Below are 16,586 nucleotides of genomic sequence, written 5' to 3' on the forward strand. Positions count from 1 at the left end.
AGGAGCCGTCCCCATGACGCGCCCGACCGGATTTTCCGCCCGCGCCGACGACGACGCCGCGGTCACTCCCCGCCCCCTGCGCGCCGCCATCCTCGGAACAGGAGGGGTGGCACACCTCCATGCGGCAGCCCTCGCGACTCTCGAGGGGGTGGACCTCGTCGCTGCGGCGGACCCCTCCAAGCAGCAGCTGACCGGTTTCGCCGACCTCTACGGTGTTCCCTCGCGGCACGCGTCGCTGGCCGCGATGCTCGCGGGCGCGGATATCGACGTCCTGCACATCTGCACGCCGCCGGGCGGGCACGCCGAGCAGGCCGCCGCTGCCTTCGCCGCCGGCGCGCATGTCGTCGTCGAGAAGCCGGCGGCACTCAGCCTCGATCAGCTCGACGGCATGATCGGTGCCGGCCGGGCCGCGGACAGGGGACTCGCCGTCGTGTTCCAGCAGCGTTCGGGCTCCGCGGCTGCGACGGTGAAGGAGTTGCTGGATTCCGGTGCCCTGGGCAGACCGCTCGCGGCGCTGTGCCAGACGCACTGGTACCGCACGCCCGAATATTTCGACGTGCCGTGGCGGGGAACGTGGGCCACGGAGGGAGGCGGGACCACCCTCAGCCACGGCAGCCATCAGATCGACCTGCTGGCGTACCTCCTGGGCGAGTGGGAGTCCGTCCATGCCACGCTCTGGCGGCAGCAGCACGATGTCGAGACGGAGGATCTCTCCCACGCGTCCCTCGTCTTCGCCTCGGGCGCCGTGGCCTCCGTGGTCACCACCGTCCTGGCCCCCCGGCAGTCGAGCCTGCTCCGGATCGACACCGAGCACGCGACCATCGAGCTCGAGCATCTGTACGGTCACTCCCACGCGGACTGGACGATCACGGCGGCGGAGCACGTCGATGAGCAGACAGCGGCGTCCTGGCGCCTTCCCGAGCGCGAGGTACCCAGCGGGCACGACGCCCTGCTCACCGACATCTACGCGTCGCTGCAGGCCGGGCAGGGGATGCCCGCTGTGGTGGCGTACCCCAGCCGAGCCCTCGAGATCGTCACGGGCATCTACGCCTCTGCCCGTGAGGGCCGCTGGATCCGACGCGGCGATCTCGTCGATCCGGCATTGCGCGGTCCGCTGGCGGCTCCGGTGGAGGAGGGGAGGCCCGCCGTCCGTCGTCCGGCTGACGAGGCGCCCGTCACGCGGGGGTCGACGGCGTGACCGGGTCCGTCCCCCTGATGCAGGGCAGCCGTCCGTTCGGCCTCCTGCACGACGGCGCGGATCTCCCCGCCGACCATTCCCCGCGCCCATTCGTCCATCCGGTCCTGACGCCCGACGGGAGCGTGATCTCCGACGATCGGCCGTCCGACCACGCCTGGCACCACGGCCTCGGCATCGCGGTCTCCACGATCGCCGTCGCGGGACGGCCGCACCCGGTGAACCTGTGGGGCGGCCCTACCTACTGCCACGGCGAGGGGTACGTCCAGCTGGACAACAACGGAGTGCAGTCCGTCGGGTCGGTCCGTGCGGGGGGCGGCCGGGTGGCCCAGCAGCTGGCCTGGAGTGCACCGGACGGCGCCGCGATCCTGACCGAGGAACGGTCCTGGTCCATGGACTCCGTCCAGGCGGGCGGCGTTGCCTGGAACCGCACCACGGTCCGCAGTCGCTGGCGGAACAGCAGCGGAGCCGAGCTCGCCTTCGGGAGCCCCACGACGGCGGGACGGCCCGACGCCGGCTACGGCGGCTTCTTCCTGCGGCTGGCGCCGGACTTCGATGGGGCTGACGTGATCACGGCGGTGGACCATCCGGAGACGGGGGCTGCCCGGACCCCCGGCGCCGTCGAGGTCGGCGAAGCGGACGCGCGCGGAACCCGGGGAGACTGGCTCGGTGTGAGATCAGCCGACGCCTCCGTCCTCATGGTCTCCGCGCCGGCCAACCCTGGCGGTACGACTCCCTGGTTCGTGAGGGTCTCGGACACACCGATGCTGTGCGCGGCGCCTTTCTTCCACCGGGAACTCCGGCTCGGCCCCGATGGCCAGTGGGATTGGACGTGGTCGCTGCTCACTGCTGATGGCGCCGTTCAGCCAGTTGCCTTCGCAGGTGCGGCTGCCGTCCCCCTTCCGGCGTCTCCGGACGCCGAAGAACCCGGTCTGTAAGGCTTGGTGATTCGTCACCTTCCAGGTCTCTGTCGTGCCGGTACCACCTTGCTCGAGTGTTCACCGGACCCGACGGGCCGGTCAGAGCCGCGACGCCACGAAGATGCAGAACGGATGACCGGCCGGGTCGGCGTAGACGTACAGCGGTTCGTCCGGGTCGTCCGTACGGTCGAAGAGCAGCTCTGCCCCTAGCGAGAGCGCCCTGGAATGGTGATGCCCGAGTGTGTCCCGGTCAGGAACGGTCAGATCGAGATGCAGCTGCATCGGCACATCGGGCGAGGGCCAGGTCGTCCGTTCCTGACGATCGACGTGCTGGAATGCGAGTTTGCGGTTGCCCTGCCCATCGGTCAGAACGAGCCAGTCGGCCTCGTCGGCCACGCCGTCACCTGGGTGTTCATCGCCTGGCCGGTACTGGAGTCCGAGCAAGTGACGGTAGAACTCCGCCAGTCCTCGTACGTCAGTAGCGTCGAGAACCGTGTGGAGTATCCGAGGAAATCCGGTCATGGGCCGAGACTAACGATCATCGTGGTTCTCCGGCCAGCGTCTCCCGCAGCCAGGGCCCCTCACGCAGGGTGCGCGAGGGGCCGGCGCAGGGTGGTGCTCAGGCGCCGTACGAGGCCTGGACGTCGATGACCCAGGTCACGCCGAAGCGGTCGGTGAGCATGCCGAATCCAGGACTCCAGGCCGACGCGGCCAACGGCTCGATGATCTCCGCGCCGTCGGCGAGTCCGTCCCAGAGAGTGGCGACCTCGTCGAGGGTCTGGCCGCGGAGGGACTGGAAGAAGGCGCGGTCCGTGATTGTTGCCCCGTTCTCGCGATAGGTGGTGCCCTGCGTGACTCCGGACTCGGTCGCGCCCGAACCCGGGACGTCGTAGGCCATGATCCTGAACCCGTCTTCGGACTCGACCTGCCCGAACACGAGCCGGTCCGCGCCGGGGACGTCCTTCGGCATGCCGAAGTCGCCGTAGGTGGCGGAGTCGAGGCGCCCACCGAAGACGGACTGGTAGAACTCCAGCGCCTGTCGGGCGGTGCCTCGGAAATTGAGGTGGGTGGTGGTAGCGATGCTCATGAGTCGATCCTTCGATGCTCCGATGATTGCGGCTATTGCCGCAGGAACAGAATGCTCCTGGTAGAGGACAGGGAAGGTCCGCTACTTGGCGGATACTCGAGTTATGTCCGGAACGTCTTCCCGTATGCTCACGCTGCTGTCCCTGTTGCAATCCCGCCGCGACTGGCCCGGGCAGGTGCTTGCTGATCGGCTCATGGTCACATCGCGTACCGTGCGGCGTGACGTCGATCGTCTTCGCGAGCTCGGGTACGCCATCACCGCCATGAAAGGGCCGGATGGAGGATATCGACTCGCCGCCGGCTCGGAGCTACCGCCTCTGCTGTTCGACGACGAGCAAGCCGTCGCCATCGCGGTGGCGCTGCACAGCATGCCGTCCAGCGGTGTGGACCTCGATGATGCCGGCACTCGGGCGCTGATGACCGTGCGGCAGGTGATGCCCCCGCGCCTGCGGCACCGGATCGACGGCATCCGCTTCATCGCTGCGGGCTCGGCCATTCGCATCGATCCAACCGTTCTCGAGCGGGTCATCGACGCGACCCGCGAGCACAGAACTCTACGTTTCCACTACGACGGCGACGGCCGACCACCCGGCGTCGCTGAACCGCATGCTGTGATCGCCAGGAACGGTCGCTGGTATCTCATCGCCTGGGATCTCCTCGGCGGTGACTGGCGCATCTACCGGCTGGACAAACTGACGCCGAAGGTTCCAGCGGGAGCGCAGTTCACCCGACGGCCGATCCCGACAGGTGATGCTCGTACCTACCTCGCTGCACGCCTGAAGGGTTCCGACAGCGCTGACGTATGGCCGTGCTATGGCGATTTCCTGATCGAACGTCGGTCGGTCGACATCGCCCCGTGGCTCGGTGACGGAGAACTGGAACAGGTGTCCGACACCACCTGCCGCGTGCGGGTGGGCTCCTGGTCGTGGGCAGGATTGATGTCGTGGATCCTGCGTTTCGATGCCCCGTTCACGGTTCTCGGACCCGATGCGTTCGTCGACTCGATTCCTGGCTTCGCCGGCCGGATGTCCGCGTCCGTAGGGAGGTAGGGACTGCCTCCTCGGTGTTCAACCACCCGGGCTGACGTCGTCGTGGGCGTCCCCTCGGGTGTTGACGTCGAGCGCAGCGTCGATCCAGTGCTGCAGATCAGGGTCGAACTCGACGGCACGCTCATCGATCGCGATCCAGCCCTCGCCCATCGACCGGCCCTTCCCCATCTCGCCCCGTCGCGCCCCCGGCCGCGACACCAGATCGGAATCCTTCTCAGGCGCGACTCGAACCAGCAGAGCACCGCCACCGGCGGGAACGCATACTGCCATGCGGCCGTCCACCATAAAGGCGAGGCCGCCGAACATCTTCACTTCGCGCACGCGCCGAGGGTCAGGTAGCGCGCGGCGGACCCGGTCGGCGAGATGCATGTCGTACGGCACGAGACGACCTTTCGGTAGGTGACGCTGCTCGAGGCGGCGTGGTGGGTCAGGGAGACACCGGAATGCACCTATGGCGTCGACTCACCTGGAGCGCCGTCGAACGGGCCAGGACGCCGTGCGGCCTCGGCGTAGTACGAGCGCATCCCGTGCTTCACACCGAATCGGATGATCACGTACAGGACCAAGGCCATCAGTGCCCAGATCACAGGGACGATCAGGATTCCGAGTCCACCCATGTTCATTTGCATCCCCTATGTCTGGAACGAACAATCGCTGCAGTGAGCGTACCGGCAGGGGCGGCGTCAGCGGGCCCTGCGCAGCGCGTGGCCCCCGACCCGCCCGTGGCTCCTACAGGCCGAGCGATTCCAGCGCGGGCAGCTCGGCGCGCGCGCGGGCCTTGGCCTCCGCGGCCGTCGGCGCCGCGACCGCGATGCCGGCGATCCGCTGGGCCTCCTCGAGCGTCACGCTGTTGAGGACGGCTCCGACGCCTGCGAGGGCACGGGGTGTCATGGACAGCGTGGAGACGCCGAGACCCACCAGGACGACGGCGAGAGCGGGATCGGCGGCAGCCTCCCCGCACACTCCCACGGGCTTGGCGTGGCCTTCGGCGGCCGAGCCCTCCACCGTCAGCCTGACCATCCGGAGCACGGCCGGCTGCCAGGAGTTGTTGAGTGCGGCAAGGGAGCCGAGCTGACGGTCGGCCGCCATGGTGTACTGCGTCAGGTCATTGGTGCCGAGGCTCGCGAACGCGACCTCGCCGAGGATCGCCTCCGCCATCAGCGCGGCGGAGGGGACCTCGACCATGACGCCCGGGGTCTGGAGCCCGGCGCTACTGCACAGCTTGGCGAAGTCGGCGGCCTCTTCGGCGGTCGAGATCATGGGAGCCATGACCCAGACGTCCGCCGAGGAGCGGGATGCGGCGTCGGCGATGGCGGCGAGCTGGCGCTCGAGGACACCCGGAGAGGTCAGGTCGGTGCGGTAGCCCCGCACCCCGAGGGCCGGATTGGGTTCGGACGTGTCCGTGAGGAAGGGCAGCGGCTTGTCGGCGCCGGCGTCGAGCGTGCGCACCACCACCTTCTTGCCCGGGAAGGCGTCGAAGACGCCCTGGTACGCCTCGACCTGCTCCTCAGCGGTCGGTTCGGTATCCCGTCCGAGGAAGCAGAACTCGGTGCGGAGCAGCCCCACGCCCTGGGCCTTCGCCTCGGCCGCCTTGACGGCGTCCTTGGCCCCGCCCACGTTCGCGAGCAGCGGGACCTCGTGGCCGTCCGAGGTGACGCCGGTGCCGTCGAAGACCGAGAGCGCCTCCGCGGCAACCTTGTAGGCCTCCGCCGCGGCTTCCTCCTCCGCCCCGGGATTCAGGACGATCGTGCCTGCTGCACCGTCGACGAAGACGATCGTGTCCTTCTCGATGTCGTCGACACCGGCCGCGGCGACGACCGCCGGGAGGCCCATGGAGCGCGCGATGATGGCCGTGTGCGATTGCGGTCCGCCACCCGAGGTCACGAGTGCGAGGACCACGGTGGGGTCCAGCGTGGCCGTATCGGCGGGGGCGAGGTCCTCGGCGACGAGGATGAAGGGGGTGTCCGAGGTCGGGACCCCGGGAGCAGGCAGCCCCCGCAGTTCGGCCACGATCCGCGCCCGGACGTCGAGGACGTCGGCGGTCCGTTCCGCCATGTACCCGCCGAGGTTGTGGAGCATCTCGGCGACGGAGGCTCCGGCCTCCCAGACTGCACGCGCGGGGGAGGAGCCGTTGTTGATGAGCTTGGTGGCAGCCTTCAGGAGCATAGGATCGGCCGCCATCAGGGACGTGGCCTGCAGGACGGCCTTCGCGTCACCCTGGGCGATGCCCGCCCGGCGCTTCAACTCCTCCTGCACGGCCTTCGACGCCGCCTTCAGGGTCGCGACGGCCTCTTCGGGGGCGTCGGGCGTCTCGTTCCGTTCACCGGCGGGGGGTTCGCTCACGGGTGTCGGCATATGGCGAACAGGTCCGATGACGCGTCCGGGATTGACTCCGACCCCTGCGAAATTCTCCATTGAATGTCCTCGTCTCATTGCCGGTCGTGGTCTCGGTCTAGCACCATTGTGCCGCGCTAAGCAAAAAGCAGATGTGAGCCACTTCATATAACGCCGCTATAGGTGCTACGGTAGCAGGCATGAAAAAAGTAGGCGAACCCGCGCCTAAGACACGGCTGCTGAGGGCTGCTGCGGCTTTGCTCGCGGAATCCAACGGCGAGCCTGTCTCCACCCGACAGGTCACGGAAGCCGCCCGGGTGTCGGCGCCGACGCTCTACCACCACTTCGGTGACAAGGAAGGCCTGTTCGACGCCGTCGTCGCGGAAGGCTTCTCCGAGTATCTCGGCGCTGAACGAAGCCTCCCCACCTCGGGGCAACCCATCGAGGACCTCCGGATGCACTGGGACAACCACGTGCAGTTCGGGCTCGACCATCCGCACCTCTACCTGGTCATGTTCGGGAACATCCGGCCCGAACGCCGCCCCTCGATGGTCGCCAGCGCGGAGGCCTTCCTCGAGGAGGTCCTGGCGCGCGCCGCCGAGGCGTCGCGCCTCGTGGTCACTCCGCACGAAGCGGCACGGAGCATGCTCGCCGCCAACATCGGCGTGACCCTCATGTTGATCGCCGAACCGGCGGCGAAACGGAACCTCGAGCTGTCCGCCATGACGCGGGAGGCCGTGATCTCCGCCGTCGCCACCACATCGGAGTCGGACCCGGTGACCGAGACCGAGGGCACCCCGTCCGTCGTCGTGGCTGCGATCGCCTTGAACGCAGCGCTGCAGTCCTCACATCCGGACCAGCTCTCCAGTTCGGAACTCAAGCTCTTCCTCGAATGGCTCCAGCGGATCTCCAGCAGATCCGGGAGCTGACGCGCTTCACCCACCACCCATCCATCCCGGCAGAGTTGCGGGGACAACGGTTAGGAAAGAATGTGGCAACACAAGTAGAGGCACGATCCGGCACCAGTGCCCGGGTCCGCGTACAGAAGTTCGGGACGTTCCTGTCCGGGATGATCATGCCCAACATTGGCGCGTTCATCGCCTGGGGGCTCATCACGGCCCTGTTCATCGAGGCCGGGTACTTCCCCGTGCCCGTGCTCGGTGGATTCGGAGAGAACGCGGCGGGAGATCCGAACATCGGGCTGGTCGGCCCCATGATCACCTACCTGTTGCCGCTCCTCATCGGCTACACCGGCGGCAAGATGGTCTACGAGACCCGCGGCGGCGTGGTCGGTGCGGCGGCCACCATGGGCGTGATCGTCGGGACGAGCATCCCGATGTTCATCGGCGCCATGATCATGGGTCCGCTCACCGCGTACCTCATGAAAAAGATCGACTCCATCTGGGACGGCAAGATCCGCCCCGGGTTCGAGATGCTCGTCAACAACTTCTCCGCCGGGATCTTCGCGGCGATCATGGCCGTCTTCGGCCTGCTCGCCGTCGGCCCCGTCGTGACCCTGTTCAGTGACGCCGCCGGCCGGGGCGTGGACTTCCTCGTCAGCAACGGGCTCCTGCCGTTCACCAGCATCCTGATCGAGCCCGCGAAGATCCTCTTCCTCAACAACGCCATCAACTACGGCGTCCTCACCCCGCTCGCCACCCAGGAAGCCACCGAGAACGGCAAGTCCCTCCTGTTCCTGCTCGAGGCCAACCCCGGTCCGGGTCTCGGACTCCTCCTCGCCTACGCAATCTTCGGCCGCGGCATGGCCAAGGCCTCGGCGCCCGGTGCCATCATCATCCAGTTCCTCGGCGGCATCCACGAGATCTACTTCCCGTACGTCCTGATGAAGCCCCTCATGGTCCTCGCCGTGATCGGCGGCGGCATGGCCGGCATCTTCACGCTGGTCCTCACGGGAGCCGGCCTCCGCTCTCCCGCGGCACCCGGCAGCATCATCGCGGTGTACGCCGCGACGGCGTCGGACAGCTTCGTCGGCGTCACGCTGTCCGTCCTGATGGCCGCAGCGGTCTCCTTCCTCATCGGCTCCGTCATCCTCAAGACCTCCAAGTCCACCGACGACGACATCGCAGGTGCCGCAGCCAAGATGGAGGGTCTGAAGGGCAAGAAGAGCTCCGTCTCCGGCAGCTTCAGCTCCTCCGCGGCGACCGACGGACCCATCCGTAACATCGTCTTCGCCTGCGACGCCGGCATGGGCTCCTCCGCGATGGGCGCCTCGGTGCTCCGCAACAAGATCAAGGCGGCCGGCTTCCCGGACGTCAAGGTCACCAACCTGGCCATCGCCAATCTGAAGGACGACTACGACGTCGTCGTGACGCACCAGGATCTCGCCGCCCGCGCCGAGCCCCTGACGCAGGGTGCCACGCACGTCGCCGTCGACAACTTCATGAACAGCCCGCGCTACGACGAGATCGTGGAGCTGGTCCGCGCCAGTGCGGCGGCCGAGAGCGGCGTCGACCCGAAGACCCCGATGCCTGCGGCAGCTGCGTCCGAGGCCGACGACGTCAGCAATGACGACTCCCACGACGAGGGTGGCAGCGATGTCCTCGCCCATGAGAGTGTCGTCCTGAACGGTCGGGCGACCACGCAGCAGGACGCCATCGACGAGGCGGGCCGACTGCTGGTCGACCGCGGCGCCGTGGACGGCACCTACGTCGCCGCGATGCACGAGCGCGAGAAATCCGTGCCCACCTACATGGGCAACTTCCTCGCCATCCCGCACGGTACCAACGCTGCGAAGGACCTCATCAAGCGGTCCGCCGTGTCGATCGTCCGGTACCCGGAGGGCATCGACTGGAACGGCAAGCAGGTCAAGTTCGTGGTCGGTGTCGCCGGCGTCAACAACGAGCACCTGTCCATCCTGTCCGCGATCGCCCGGGTCTTCTCGGACAAGGACCAGGTCGCGAAGCTGGACCAGGCGACGTCCGTGGACGAGGTCCTCGCTCTCTTCGGAAAGGTGAACGCTTAGTGAAGGCAGTACATTTCGGTGCCGGCAACATCGGACGCGGTTTCGTGGGGCTCCTGCTCCACGAGGCCGGGTACGAGGTGGTCTTCGCCGACGTCGCGGACGCCCTGATCGACCAGCTGGCTTCAACCCCCAGCTACGACGTCCACGAGGTCGGTGAGGAGCCGGCGGTCCGGACCGTCGACAACTACCGTGCGCTGAATTCGCGGTCACAGGAGGACGACGTGGTCGCGGAGATCGGAAGCGCTGACATCGTCACCACGGCCGTGGGACCGAACGTCCTGAAGTTCCTCGCTCCGGTGATCGCGCGGGGGATCGCCGGCCGCGCCGACGGCCAGGCACCCTTGCAGGTGATGGCCTGCGAGAACGCCATCAACGCGACGGACCTCCTGCGCAGTGAGGTGGAGCAGGCGTACGAGGGTGCGGACCTCGCTGACCGTGCGGTGTTCGCGAACACCGCGGTGGACCGGATCGTGCCGAACCAGGCTGCGGGACAGGGCCTCGACGTGACGGTGGAGACCTTCTTCGAGTGGGTCATCGATCGCACGCCGTTCGCAGGGAACGTGCCGGAGATTCCCGGCGCCACCTACGTGGACGACCTTGCCCCGTATATCGAGCGCAAGCTGTTCACGGTGAACACCGGTCACGCCTCGGCGGCCTACTTCGGGTACGCGGCCGGCGTGGAGAAGATCGCCGATGCCATGGCGGACCACGCCATCGCGGACAGGGTGCGCGCCGTCCTGGCGGAGACCAAGCAGTTGCTGGTGTCCAAGCACGGATTCGACGAGGCGGAGCAGGAAGCGTACGTGCAGAAGATCCTGCGCCGCTTCACCAACCACCACCTGCCGGACACGGTGGTGCGCGTGGGGCGGGCTCCCCTGCGGAAGCTGAGCCGGCACGAGCGCTTCGTCGGCCCGGCCGCCGAGCTGGCTGAACAGGGTGTGCACCCCGCTGCCCTGCTCGAGGCCATGCGGGCCGCGTTGTCCTTCAGGGCTCCGGAGGATCCGGAGGTTGGTGCCCTGGCGGAGATCCTGGCGGTGCAGGAGCCCGGCGAGGCGACGACGTCGATCACGGGCCTGGCGGCGGACCATCCGCTGTACGCGTCGGTCCGGGAGCTCATCGAGCAGCATGTGCAGGGCCACCCCGCCGCGTAGACCGGAGCGGCAGGGAGCAGGAACGGAGAAAGGGAGCGGCCGAGGCTGCTCCCTTTCCCCGTTCCTGCGGACGCCTGCTCTTGACGAACAGCTGACCGAATCCTAGGTTGTTAAGGAAAGCGTTTTCCAACCAAGGGATTCAATGATGAGTTCAGCACAGAAAACAGCAACCTCGGCCTGCGTGGCGCTCGCCACCGGCGCACTCCTCACACTCTCAGGGCTGTCCGTCCCGGCGATGGCCCAGGGCCCGTCCAACGCGGCGCCGATCGAAGGCGTACAGCTCGAGTACCTCGATCGTGGCGTCGTCGCCGCCACCACCCCGGACGGTGTCTTCCTCAGCTGGCGCTTCCTCGCCACCGACACCACCGGTGCGACGGCAGCGGGGCTCACCGGTGCCGACTTCACGGTGTATCGCGACGGGGAACGCATCGCCACCGTCACGGACAGCACCAACTACCTCGACACCTCCAGTGCCGGCGACGTGTCGACCGCCGTGTACAGCATCGGCACCGTCGTCGACGGCGTGGAGGTGGAACGCAGCGCGGAGACCTCGCCGTGGGCCCAGGCCTCCATCGATCTTCCCCTGGTCAAACCGGCCGACGGCGTCACGCCGGCGGGGGAGCCCTACACCTACTCGGCCAACGACATGAGTGTCGGTGACGTGACCGGCGATGGCGCCTACGAGTTCATCGTCCAGTGGGATCCTTCGAACTCGAAGGACGTCTCGCAGGTCGGCTACACGGGAAACACCTTCATCGACACGTACACGCTCGACGGTCGCCTGCTCAATCGCGTGGACCTGGGCGTCAACATCCGATCGGGCGCGCACTATACGCAGTTCATGGTCTCGGACTTCGACGGCGACGGCCGTTCCGAGATGATGATGAAGACGGCCCCCGGCACGAAGACCACCACCTACGGCCCCGACGGAGAGGTGATCGCCGAGGAGTACGTGACCCTGCCGGAGTCCGACGTCGCCGCGGGGGTGCAGCACTCCGACGACTACCGCATGAGTGCCGACGGCTACTTCGAGCACGTCGTCGACATGTTCCAGGGGTGGCGGGATCATCCGGAAGTCGTCGCGGGGAACTGGCCCGCCACCCTCGAGGAGGCGTTCGGGATCGAGCAGCGGTACGACTATCCGCTCTCCGAGGCCGATGCGCGGTCCATGGCCGACTACTTCGTGGACGTCTACGCACCGTCGCGGAGCACCCGCAACAACCTCAGGGCCTTCGAGGGCTTCGTGGTGGACGGGTCCGAGTACCTCAGCGTGTTCGACGGCGAGACGGGACGCGAACTCGAGACCATCCCGTACGAGCCGGGACGCGGGGACGACGGCCTGCTGTGGGGAGATTACGCGATGTCGCGTATCGAGCCCGGGAACAGGGTGGACCGCTTCCTCGCGGGAGTGGCCTATCTCGACGGCGAGAACCCCTCGGCAGTCTTCGCCCGCGGCTACTACACGCGGGCAACGATCGTGGCCTACAGCTGGGACGGCAGCCGGCTGACGCAGGACTGGACCGTGGACTCGGGGCACGTGCCCATGTCCAACCCCTTCAACGACGGCCCGCACGGCGGGACGGGCTCCAGCGAGGAGTTCGGCACGCTCGCAGGGCAGGGCTTCCACTCGCTGAGCGCAGCCGATGTCGACGGCGACGGCAAGCACGAGATCGTGTACGGGAGCGCGACGATCGACGACGACGGGTCGCTGCTCTACAGCTCCTTCGATACTCTTCCGGCAGGCAGTGCCGCGCCCGGAACCGAGGCGAAGCTCGGGCACGGTGACGCCATGCACGTGGCCGACATCGATCCTGACAGGCCGGGCCTCGAGATCTTCTCGGTCCACGAGGGTGCAGCGTATGCGCCGTACGGATGGGTGATGCGCGACGCCGCCGACGGGGAGGTCCTCTTCGGCGGCTACACCGGCAAGGACACCGGTCGCGGCATGATCGGCGACATCGATCCGACGGTCCGGGGGCTGGAGAACTGGGCCGTGGGGCTCCGCTCCGCGAGCGGCGACCCCCTGCCCGGTAACGGCCCGGGTACGAACATGAGTATCCGGTGGGCGGCGGACGGCACCACGCAGATCGTCAACGGTGCCGGAAACCAGGACGCCGGGATCGACGACGCGCAGCGCGGGCGCCTCCTGACCGCAGCCGGCACCCGGACGAACAACGGGACCAAGGGCACGCCGTCGCTCGTCGCGGACGTGTTCGGAGACTGGCGGGAGGAGCTGCTCGTGCGCACCACGGACAGCTCGGCCATCCGGATTCTCACGAGCACCGAGGTGACGGACCGGAAGCTGTACACGCTCATGCACGATCCCCAGTACCGGGCGGAGATCGCCCGGCAGAACACCTCCTACAACCAGCCCGCCTACACCGGCTTCTACCTGGCCTCGGACACCGACGTCACGCAGGTTCCCGTTCCCGATGCCTTCCTGCCCGGAGCGCTGCCTGCCGCGCAGCGCCAGTTCGAAGGATTCGTCGTGTCGGGTGACATCACAGGTCCCGCCGTGCAGCAGCTGCGCGCCTCACTCGATCAGGCCGAACGGGCTATCGAACGGGACCAGGCCGGCAACGCCGCTCGGGAGCTGGAGAAGTTCCTCGGACGGCTGGCGAAGGACAGGCCCGGGTCGGTCACGCCGGAGGCACGTGCCGCGCTCGACCACGCGGTGGCATCGATACTCCCGGCCCTGCGCTGACGGGGGCGGACGAGGGGCTCCGGTAGGGCCGCGTGCGGACGGGCACGCGGCCCTACCGGGTCAGGCCCCGGATCGGCTCGTCGGCCACCCCGATTCTTCGGTAGATTGGCACGTGTGACCCATACCTCGCGCAACCTGCTGTCGATCGTCTATTCCAGCAGCGCCGCTCACCCCTACGACGACGCGGACCTCGGGGCGCTCCTGGCGCTGAGCAGGGACAACAATGCGCGGCACGACCTGACGGGCATGCTCCTGTATCGCAACGGACGCTTCCTCCAGGTGCTGGAGGGTCCCGAGGACGCCCTGCGGCGCCGCATGTCCATCATCGCCGCCGACCCCGAGCACACGGATGTGCGGGTCCTGCTGCAGGAGACCATCGACGAGCGGCAGTTCCCGGACTGGACGATGGGCTACGAGCCCATGTCCGAGAGCCTTGCGGACGAGGTGCCGGGCTACCGCAGCACATTCTCCGACCTCGAGGGTGAGCAGGACCCGACCCGCTCGCTCGAGGCGTTGAAGGAACTCATCCGCTGGTTCCAGGATCGCGCCATCCAGCTGCGCTGACGGATCTGCCGGAAGCCGCAGCAACCCCGCGAATCGTCGGCGGCGGGCTGCCGCCGACGCCGGAAGCAGCCCGAGCCTGCCGCCGGCACCGGGAGCAGCCCGAGCGCCGTGGGACGCGGCGGCCGACAGGAGGGTGGCCGGGGATCAGCCGCCCACGAGCCCACGGATGAACCGCAGGTGCTCGACGTCCTGGAAGGCGCCGCCCTGTTCGTGGCCGTTGTAGGGGTACACCTTCATGCTGGCTGGCCCGGCGTAATGATTGTGGGCGGCGAACACGCACGACGGCGGGCACACGTCGTCGAGCAGACCGACGGAGAACATGGCCGGCATCGTGCTGCGGGCTGCGAAGTTGACGCCGTCGAAGTAGCTGAGTGTCCGGAAGACCGCGTCGACGTCGTTCCGCCTGGTCCGGAGGTAGCTCACGAGCTCCGAATAGGGAGCCGTGTCCACGATCTCGGTGGCATGCCGCATGTGCGCGAGGAAGGGGACGTCGACGATCGCGCCGATCGGCGGCGTGTCGTTCACCCGCTGGACCAGGGCGGCCACCGCGAGGGTGATGCCGCCGCCCTGGCTGCCCCCCGAGATGATGGTCCGGGAGGCATCCACCGCGGGGTGGGCCTGGGCAGCTTCGACGGCATGGACCGCATCCACGAACAGCCGCCGGTAGTAGTAGGTGTCCGGCGTGCCGATCCCGAGGGTCATGAAGCCGCCGTGATGCGGGCCGGTCAGGGCGCCGTCCGCCGTGTCACCCGTCCGGTGTCCGCTTCCCTGGCCCCGGAGGTCCATGACGAAGTGGGCGTAGCCCGCACTGGGCAGTCCCGTCCACTCGCCGGGCAGTCCGCGGCCGCCCCCGTAGCCGATGTAGGTGACAACGGTCGGCAGAGGGCCATCGACGTGCCGCGGCCGGAGCAGCCAGGCCTTGACGGGTTGCCCGTCGAAGCCTGCGAAGGTCACATCCTCGGTGACGAGCTGCGAGTAGCCGGCGTCGATCTCCTCGAACACGGGAGCGAGCGCGTGGGCGCGCTGCTCGGCGAGCGTGCGGTCCCAGAAGGCGTCGTAGTCCGCAGGCTCGTCGCGTTCCGGCCGATAGCCCTGCAGTTTCGGAAGAGGAAGGTCGAAGTGAGGCATGGGATGCATCCTTTCATGCTGATCATGCGCGAAGATAGGTGGCGGCTGCGCAGGATCCGGGCGTGCTGTTGACCATTGATACGATTCAACTTACTCTGTGGGATAACGCTTTCCCACGGGCGTTCCACGATGGCTGACAATGAAGTTTCCCAGGAGGACAAAGATGTTCCGCACACTCTCACGGCGCACCCTGACGGGGGTCGCGGCCCTGGCCGCCACCGGATTGGTCCTGACCGGTTGCGGTGGCGGCGGGAATGAGCCGGCCGCCCTCGACACCGAAGAGCAGATCACCCTCAACTACACGTTCTGGGGCAACGACGATCGTGCATCCCGCTATGACGAGGCGATCGCCGCGTTCGAGGAGCAGTACCCCAACATCACGATCAACGACACCTTCACCGACTACCCCTCCTACTGGGAGAAGCGGCAGACCGAGGCTGCAGGCGGGGGACTGCCGGATGTCATGCAGTTCGACTACACCTACCTCCGCCAGTACGGGGACAACGGACTGCTCCTGAACCTCGAGGACTACTTCGGCGGCGCCATCACCACGGAGGCGATCGACGAGAACCTCCTGGCCACCGGCAAGCTGGAGGACGGCACCTTCGCCATTCCCACCGGCTACAGCGCCTGGTCGGTGTTCCAGAACCCGGGTCTGCTCGCGGAGGTCGGAGTGGAACCCTACGAGGGTGGCACGAGCTGGGAGGACTACAACTCCTACATGGCCTCCGTCACGGAGGCCGGCGACGGCACGGTCTACGGCGGCTCGGACACCACCCAGCGGATCCAGGATCTCGAGCTGAAGCTGCGCCAGGAGGGCCGCGAGCTCTTCACGGACGAGGGCGAGCTCAACTTCACGCAGGAAGAACTGGCGGAGCACTGGAAGTCCGGCCAGGAGAACCGCGAGGACGTGACCGTACCCCAGAGCAAGCTCGAGGAGATCAACCCGGTATCCGGCTTCGGCGGAAACCTGACCACCAGCGAGATGAGCTGGAGCAACTTCCTCGGCGGGTACCTCGGTGATTCGGGTGCCGAGGAGCTGACCATCGTCGCTCCTCCGACCAGCAACCCGGACGAGAAGGATCTGTACCGCAAGGTCGGCCTCATGCAGGCCGCGTCGGCGTCCACGGAGCACCCGGAAGCCGCTGCGACCTTCATCGACTTCCTCATCAACAGCCCGGAGGTCGGCGAGATCTTCGGCGCCACGCTCGGCATCCCCGCCTCCGAGACACAGCTCGAGGGCGCGAATCTCGAAGGACCCGACAAGGCCGTCAAGGACTACCTCGACTCCATCGAGGATCGTATCGGTGAATCCCCGGCAGCACCGGTGAACGGCTTCGGGGCCATCGAGCAGACCTTCTGGGACCTGGGCAAGTCGATCGGCCTGGGCGCCGTCACGCCGGAGGACGCCGCCAAGCAGTTCTTCGACGAAGCAGCCGTCACGCTCGGAAACTAGCAGTTCAAGGGAGTCA

General features: G+C 67.7%; 15 protein-coding genes. 9 read left to right on the top strand and 6 right to left on the bottom strand.

The features are described from left to right. Positions 1 to 13: 13 nt before the first annotated feature. Entirely contained in the window at positions 14 to 1,198 is a 1,185-nt protein-coding gene (locus FJV46_RS03650; RefSeq protein ID WP_087029884.1) for a Gfo/Idh/MocA family protein, read from the top strand. After that, positions 1,195 to 2,133 (top strand): DUF6807 family protein, encoded by a 939-nt coding sequence (locus FJV46_RS03655; protein WP_087029881.1) that lies wholly within the window; start codon positions 1,195 to 1,197, stop codon positions 2,131 to 2,133. The genes FJV46_RS03650 and FJV46_RS03655 overlap by 4 nt, the downstream gene beginning before the upstream one ends. A gap of 81 nt (positions 2,134 to 2,214) precedes the next feature. Here FJV46_RS03655 and FJV46_RS03660 read toward each other — a convergent pair whose 3' ends face one another. Together FJV46_RS03660 and FJV46_RS03665 are read right to left on the bottom strand one after the other, a co-directional pair. After that, positions 2,215 to 2,637, bottom strand: a complete 423-nt coding sequence (locus tag FJV46_RS03660) for a VOC family protein (RefSeq protein WP_087029879.1) — start codon at positions 2,635 to 2,637, stop codon at positions 2,215 to 2,217. Positions 2,638 to 2,734: 97 nt separating this feature from the next. Next, positions 2,735 to 3,202, bottom strand: coding sequence for a VOC family protein (locus tag FJV46_RS03665; protein ID WP_087029876.1), 468 nt, complete (start codon positions 3,200 to 3,202; stop codon positions 2,735 to 2,737). A 103-nt stretch (positions 3,203 to 3,305) separates the two neighbouring features. Between FJV46_RS03665 and FJV46_RS03670 the strand changes: the two genes are divergently transcribed. Beyond that, on the top strand, positions 3,306 to 4,250 hold the full coding sequence (locus tag FJV46_RS03670) for a helix-turn-helix transcriptional regulator (protein WP_087029873.1): 945 nt from the start codon (positions 3,306 to 3,308) through the stop codon (positions 4,248 to 4,250). An 18-nt stretch (positions 4,251 to 4,268) separates the two neighbouring features. Here FJV46_RS03670 and FJV46_RS03675 read toward each other — a convergent pair whose 3' ends face one another. The 3 genes from FJV46_RS03675 to ptsP all read right to left on the bottom strand — a co-directional run bounded on the left by FJV46_RS03675 (position 4,269) and on the right by ptsP (position 6,665). Beyond that, positions 4,269 to 4,631 (bottom strand): TfoX/Sxy family protein, encoded by a 363-nt coding sequence (locus tag FJV46_RS03675; RefSeq protein ID WP_087029870.1) that lies wholly within the window; start codon positions 4,629 to 4,631, stop codon positions 4,269 to 4,271. A gap of 68 nt (positions 4,632 to 4,699) precedes the next feature. Then, a complete protein-coding gene (locus tag FJV46_RS15170) occupies positions 4,700 to 4,873 on the bottom strand; it encodes a hypothetical protein (protein ID WP_158250131.1) in 174 nt (57 codons plus the stop codon). Between the two features lie 106 nt (positions 4,874 to 4,979). Continuing rightward, on the bottom strand, positions 4,980 to 6,665 hold the full coding sequence (gene ptsP, locus FJV46_RS03680; protein ID WP_087029867.1) for a phosphoenolpyruvate--protein phosphotransferase: 1,686 nt from the start codon (positions 6,663 to 6,665) through the stop codon (positions 4,980 to 4,982). A gap of 119 nt (positions 6,666 to 6,784) precedes the next feature. Here ptsP and FJV46_RS03685 point away from each other — a divergent pair, with 119 nt between their 5' ends. From FJV46_RS03685 to FJV46_RS03705, 5 genes are all read left to right on the top strand, one after another. Next, positions 6,785 to 7,513 (top strand): TetR/AcrR family transcriptional regulator, encoded by a 729-nt coding sequence (locus tag FJV46_RS03685; protein WP_087029864.1) that lies wholly within the window; start codon positions 6,785 to 6,787, stop codon positions 7,511 to 7,513. Between the two features lie 62 nt (positions 7,514 to 7,575). Beyond that, positions 7,576 to 9,567: a PTS mannitol transporter subunit IICBA gene (locus FJV46_RS03690; RefSeq protein WP_087029860.1), complete on the top strand. Its 1,992-nt coding sequence runs from the start codon at positions 7,576 to 7,578 to the stop codon at positions 9,565 to 9,567. Then, positions 9,567 to 10,718 (top strand): mannitol-1-phosphate 5-dehydrogenase, encoded by a 1,152-nt coding sequence (locus FJV46_RS03695; RefSeq protein ID WP_087029857.1) that lies wholly within the window; start codon positions 9,567 to 9,569, stop codon positions 10,716 to 10,718. The genes FJV46_RS03690 and FJV46_RS03695 overlap by 1 nt, the downstream gene beginning before the upstream one ends. A gap of 142 nt (positions 10,719 to 10,860) precedes the next feature. Beyond that, positions 10,861 to 13,422, top strand: coding sequence for a rhamnogalacturonan lyase (locus FJV46_RS03700; RefSeq protein WP_370684690.1), 2,562 nt, complete (start codon positions 10,861 to 10,863; stop codon positions 13,420 to 13,422). Between the two features lie 114 nt (positions 13,423 to 13,536). Next, the gene (locus FJV46_RS03705; RefSeq protein WP_232008431.1) at positions 13,537 to 13,986 is read left to right on the top strand and encodes a BLUF domain-containing protein; all 450 of its coding nucleotides are present in this window, start codon (positions 13,537 to 13,539) and stop codon (positions 13,984 to 13,986) included. Positions 13,987 to 14,130: 144 nt separating this feature from the next. On the opposite strand, the gene FJV46_RS03710 is transcribed toward FJV46_RS03705, so the two are convergent. Continuing rightward, on the bottom strand, positions 14,131 to 15,114 hold the full coding sequence (locus FJV46_RS03710; protein ID WP_087029853.1) for an acetylxylan esterase: 984 nt from the start codon (positions 15,112 to 15,114) through the stop codon (positions 14,131 to 14,133). Between the two features lie 163 nt (positions 15,115 to 15,277). Between FJV46_RS03710 and FJV46_RS03715 the strand changes: the two genes are divergently transcribed. After that, complete coding sequence (locus FJV46_RS03715) at positions 15,278 to 16,570, top strand: ABC transporter substrate-binding protein (protein WP_087029851.1); 1,293 nt, start codon at positions 15,278 to 15,280, stop codon at positions 16,568 to 16,570. Positions 16,571 to 16,586: the final 16 nt, after the last annotated feature.

This window comes from Arthrobacter agilis (assembly GCF_006494655.1).
In the GTDB taxonomy this organism is placed as follows: domain Bacteria; phylum Actinomycetota; class Actinomycetes; order Actinomycetales; family Micrococcaceae; genus Arthrobacter_D; species Arthrobacter_D agilis.

Coding starts and splice junctions, on each gene's coding strand:
- FJV46_RS03665 (WP_087029876.1), bottom strand. CDS start 3,202: ATGAGCATCGCTACCACCACCCACCTCAATTTCCGAGGCACCGCCCGA.
- FJV46_RS03660 (WP_087029879.1), bottom strand. CDS start 2,637: ATGACCGGATTTCCTCGGATACTCCACACGGTTCTCGACGCTACTGAC.
- FJV46_RS15170 (WP_158250131.1), bottom strand. CDS start 4,873: ATGAACATGGGTGGACTCGGAATCCTGATCGTCCCTGTGATCTGGGCA.
- FJV46_RS03700 (WP_370684690.1), top strand. CDS start 10,861: ATGATGAGTTCAGCACAGAAAACAGCAACCTCGGCCTGCGTGGCGCTC.
- FJV46_RS03685 (WP_087029864.1), top strand. CDS start 6,785: ATGAAAAAAGTAGGCGAACCCGCGCCTAAGACACGGCTGCTGAGGGCT.
- FJV46_RS03710 (WP_087029853.1), bottom strand. CDS start 15,114: ATGCCTCACTTCGACCTTCCTCTTCCGAAACTGCAGGGCTATCGGCCG.
- FJV46_RS03715 (WP_087029851.1), top strand. CDS start 15,278: ATGTTCCGCACACTCTCACGGCGCACCCTGACGGGGGTCGCGGCCCTG.
- FJV46_RS03670 (WP_087029873.1), top strand. CDS start 3,306: ATGTCCGGAACGTCTTCCCGTATGCTCACGCTGCTGTCCCTGTTGCAA.
- ptsP (WP_087029867.1), bottom strand. CDS start 6,665: ATGGAGAATTTCGCAGGGGTCGGAGTCAATCCCGGACGCGTCATCGGA.
- FJV46_RS03650 (WP_087029884.1), top strand. CDS start 14: ATGACGCGCCCGACCGGATTTTCCGCCCGCGCCGACGACGACGCCGCG.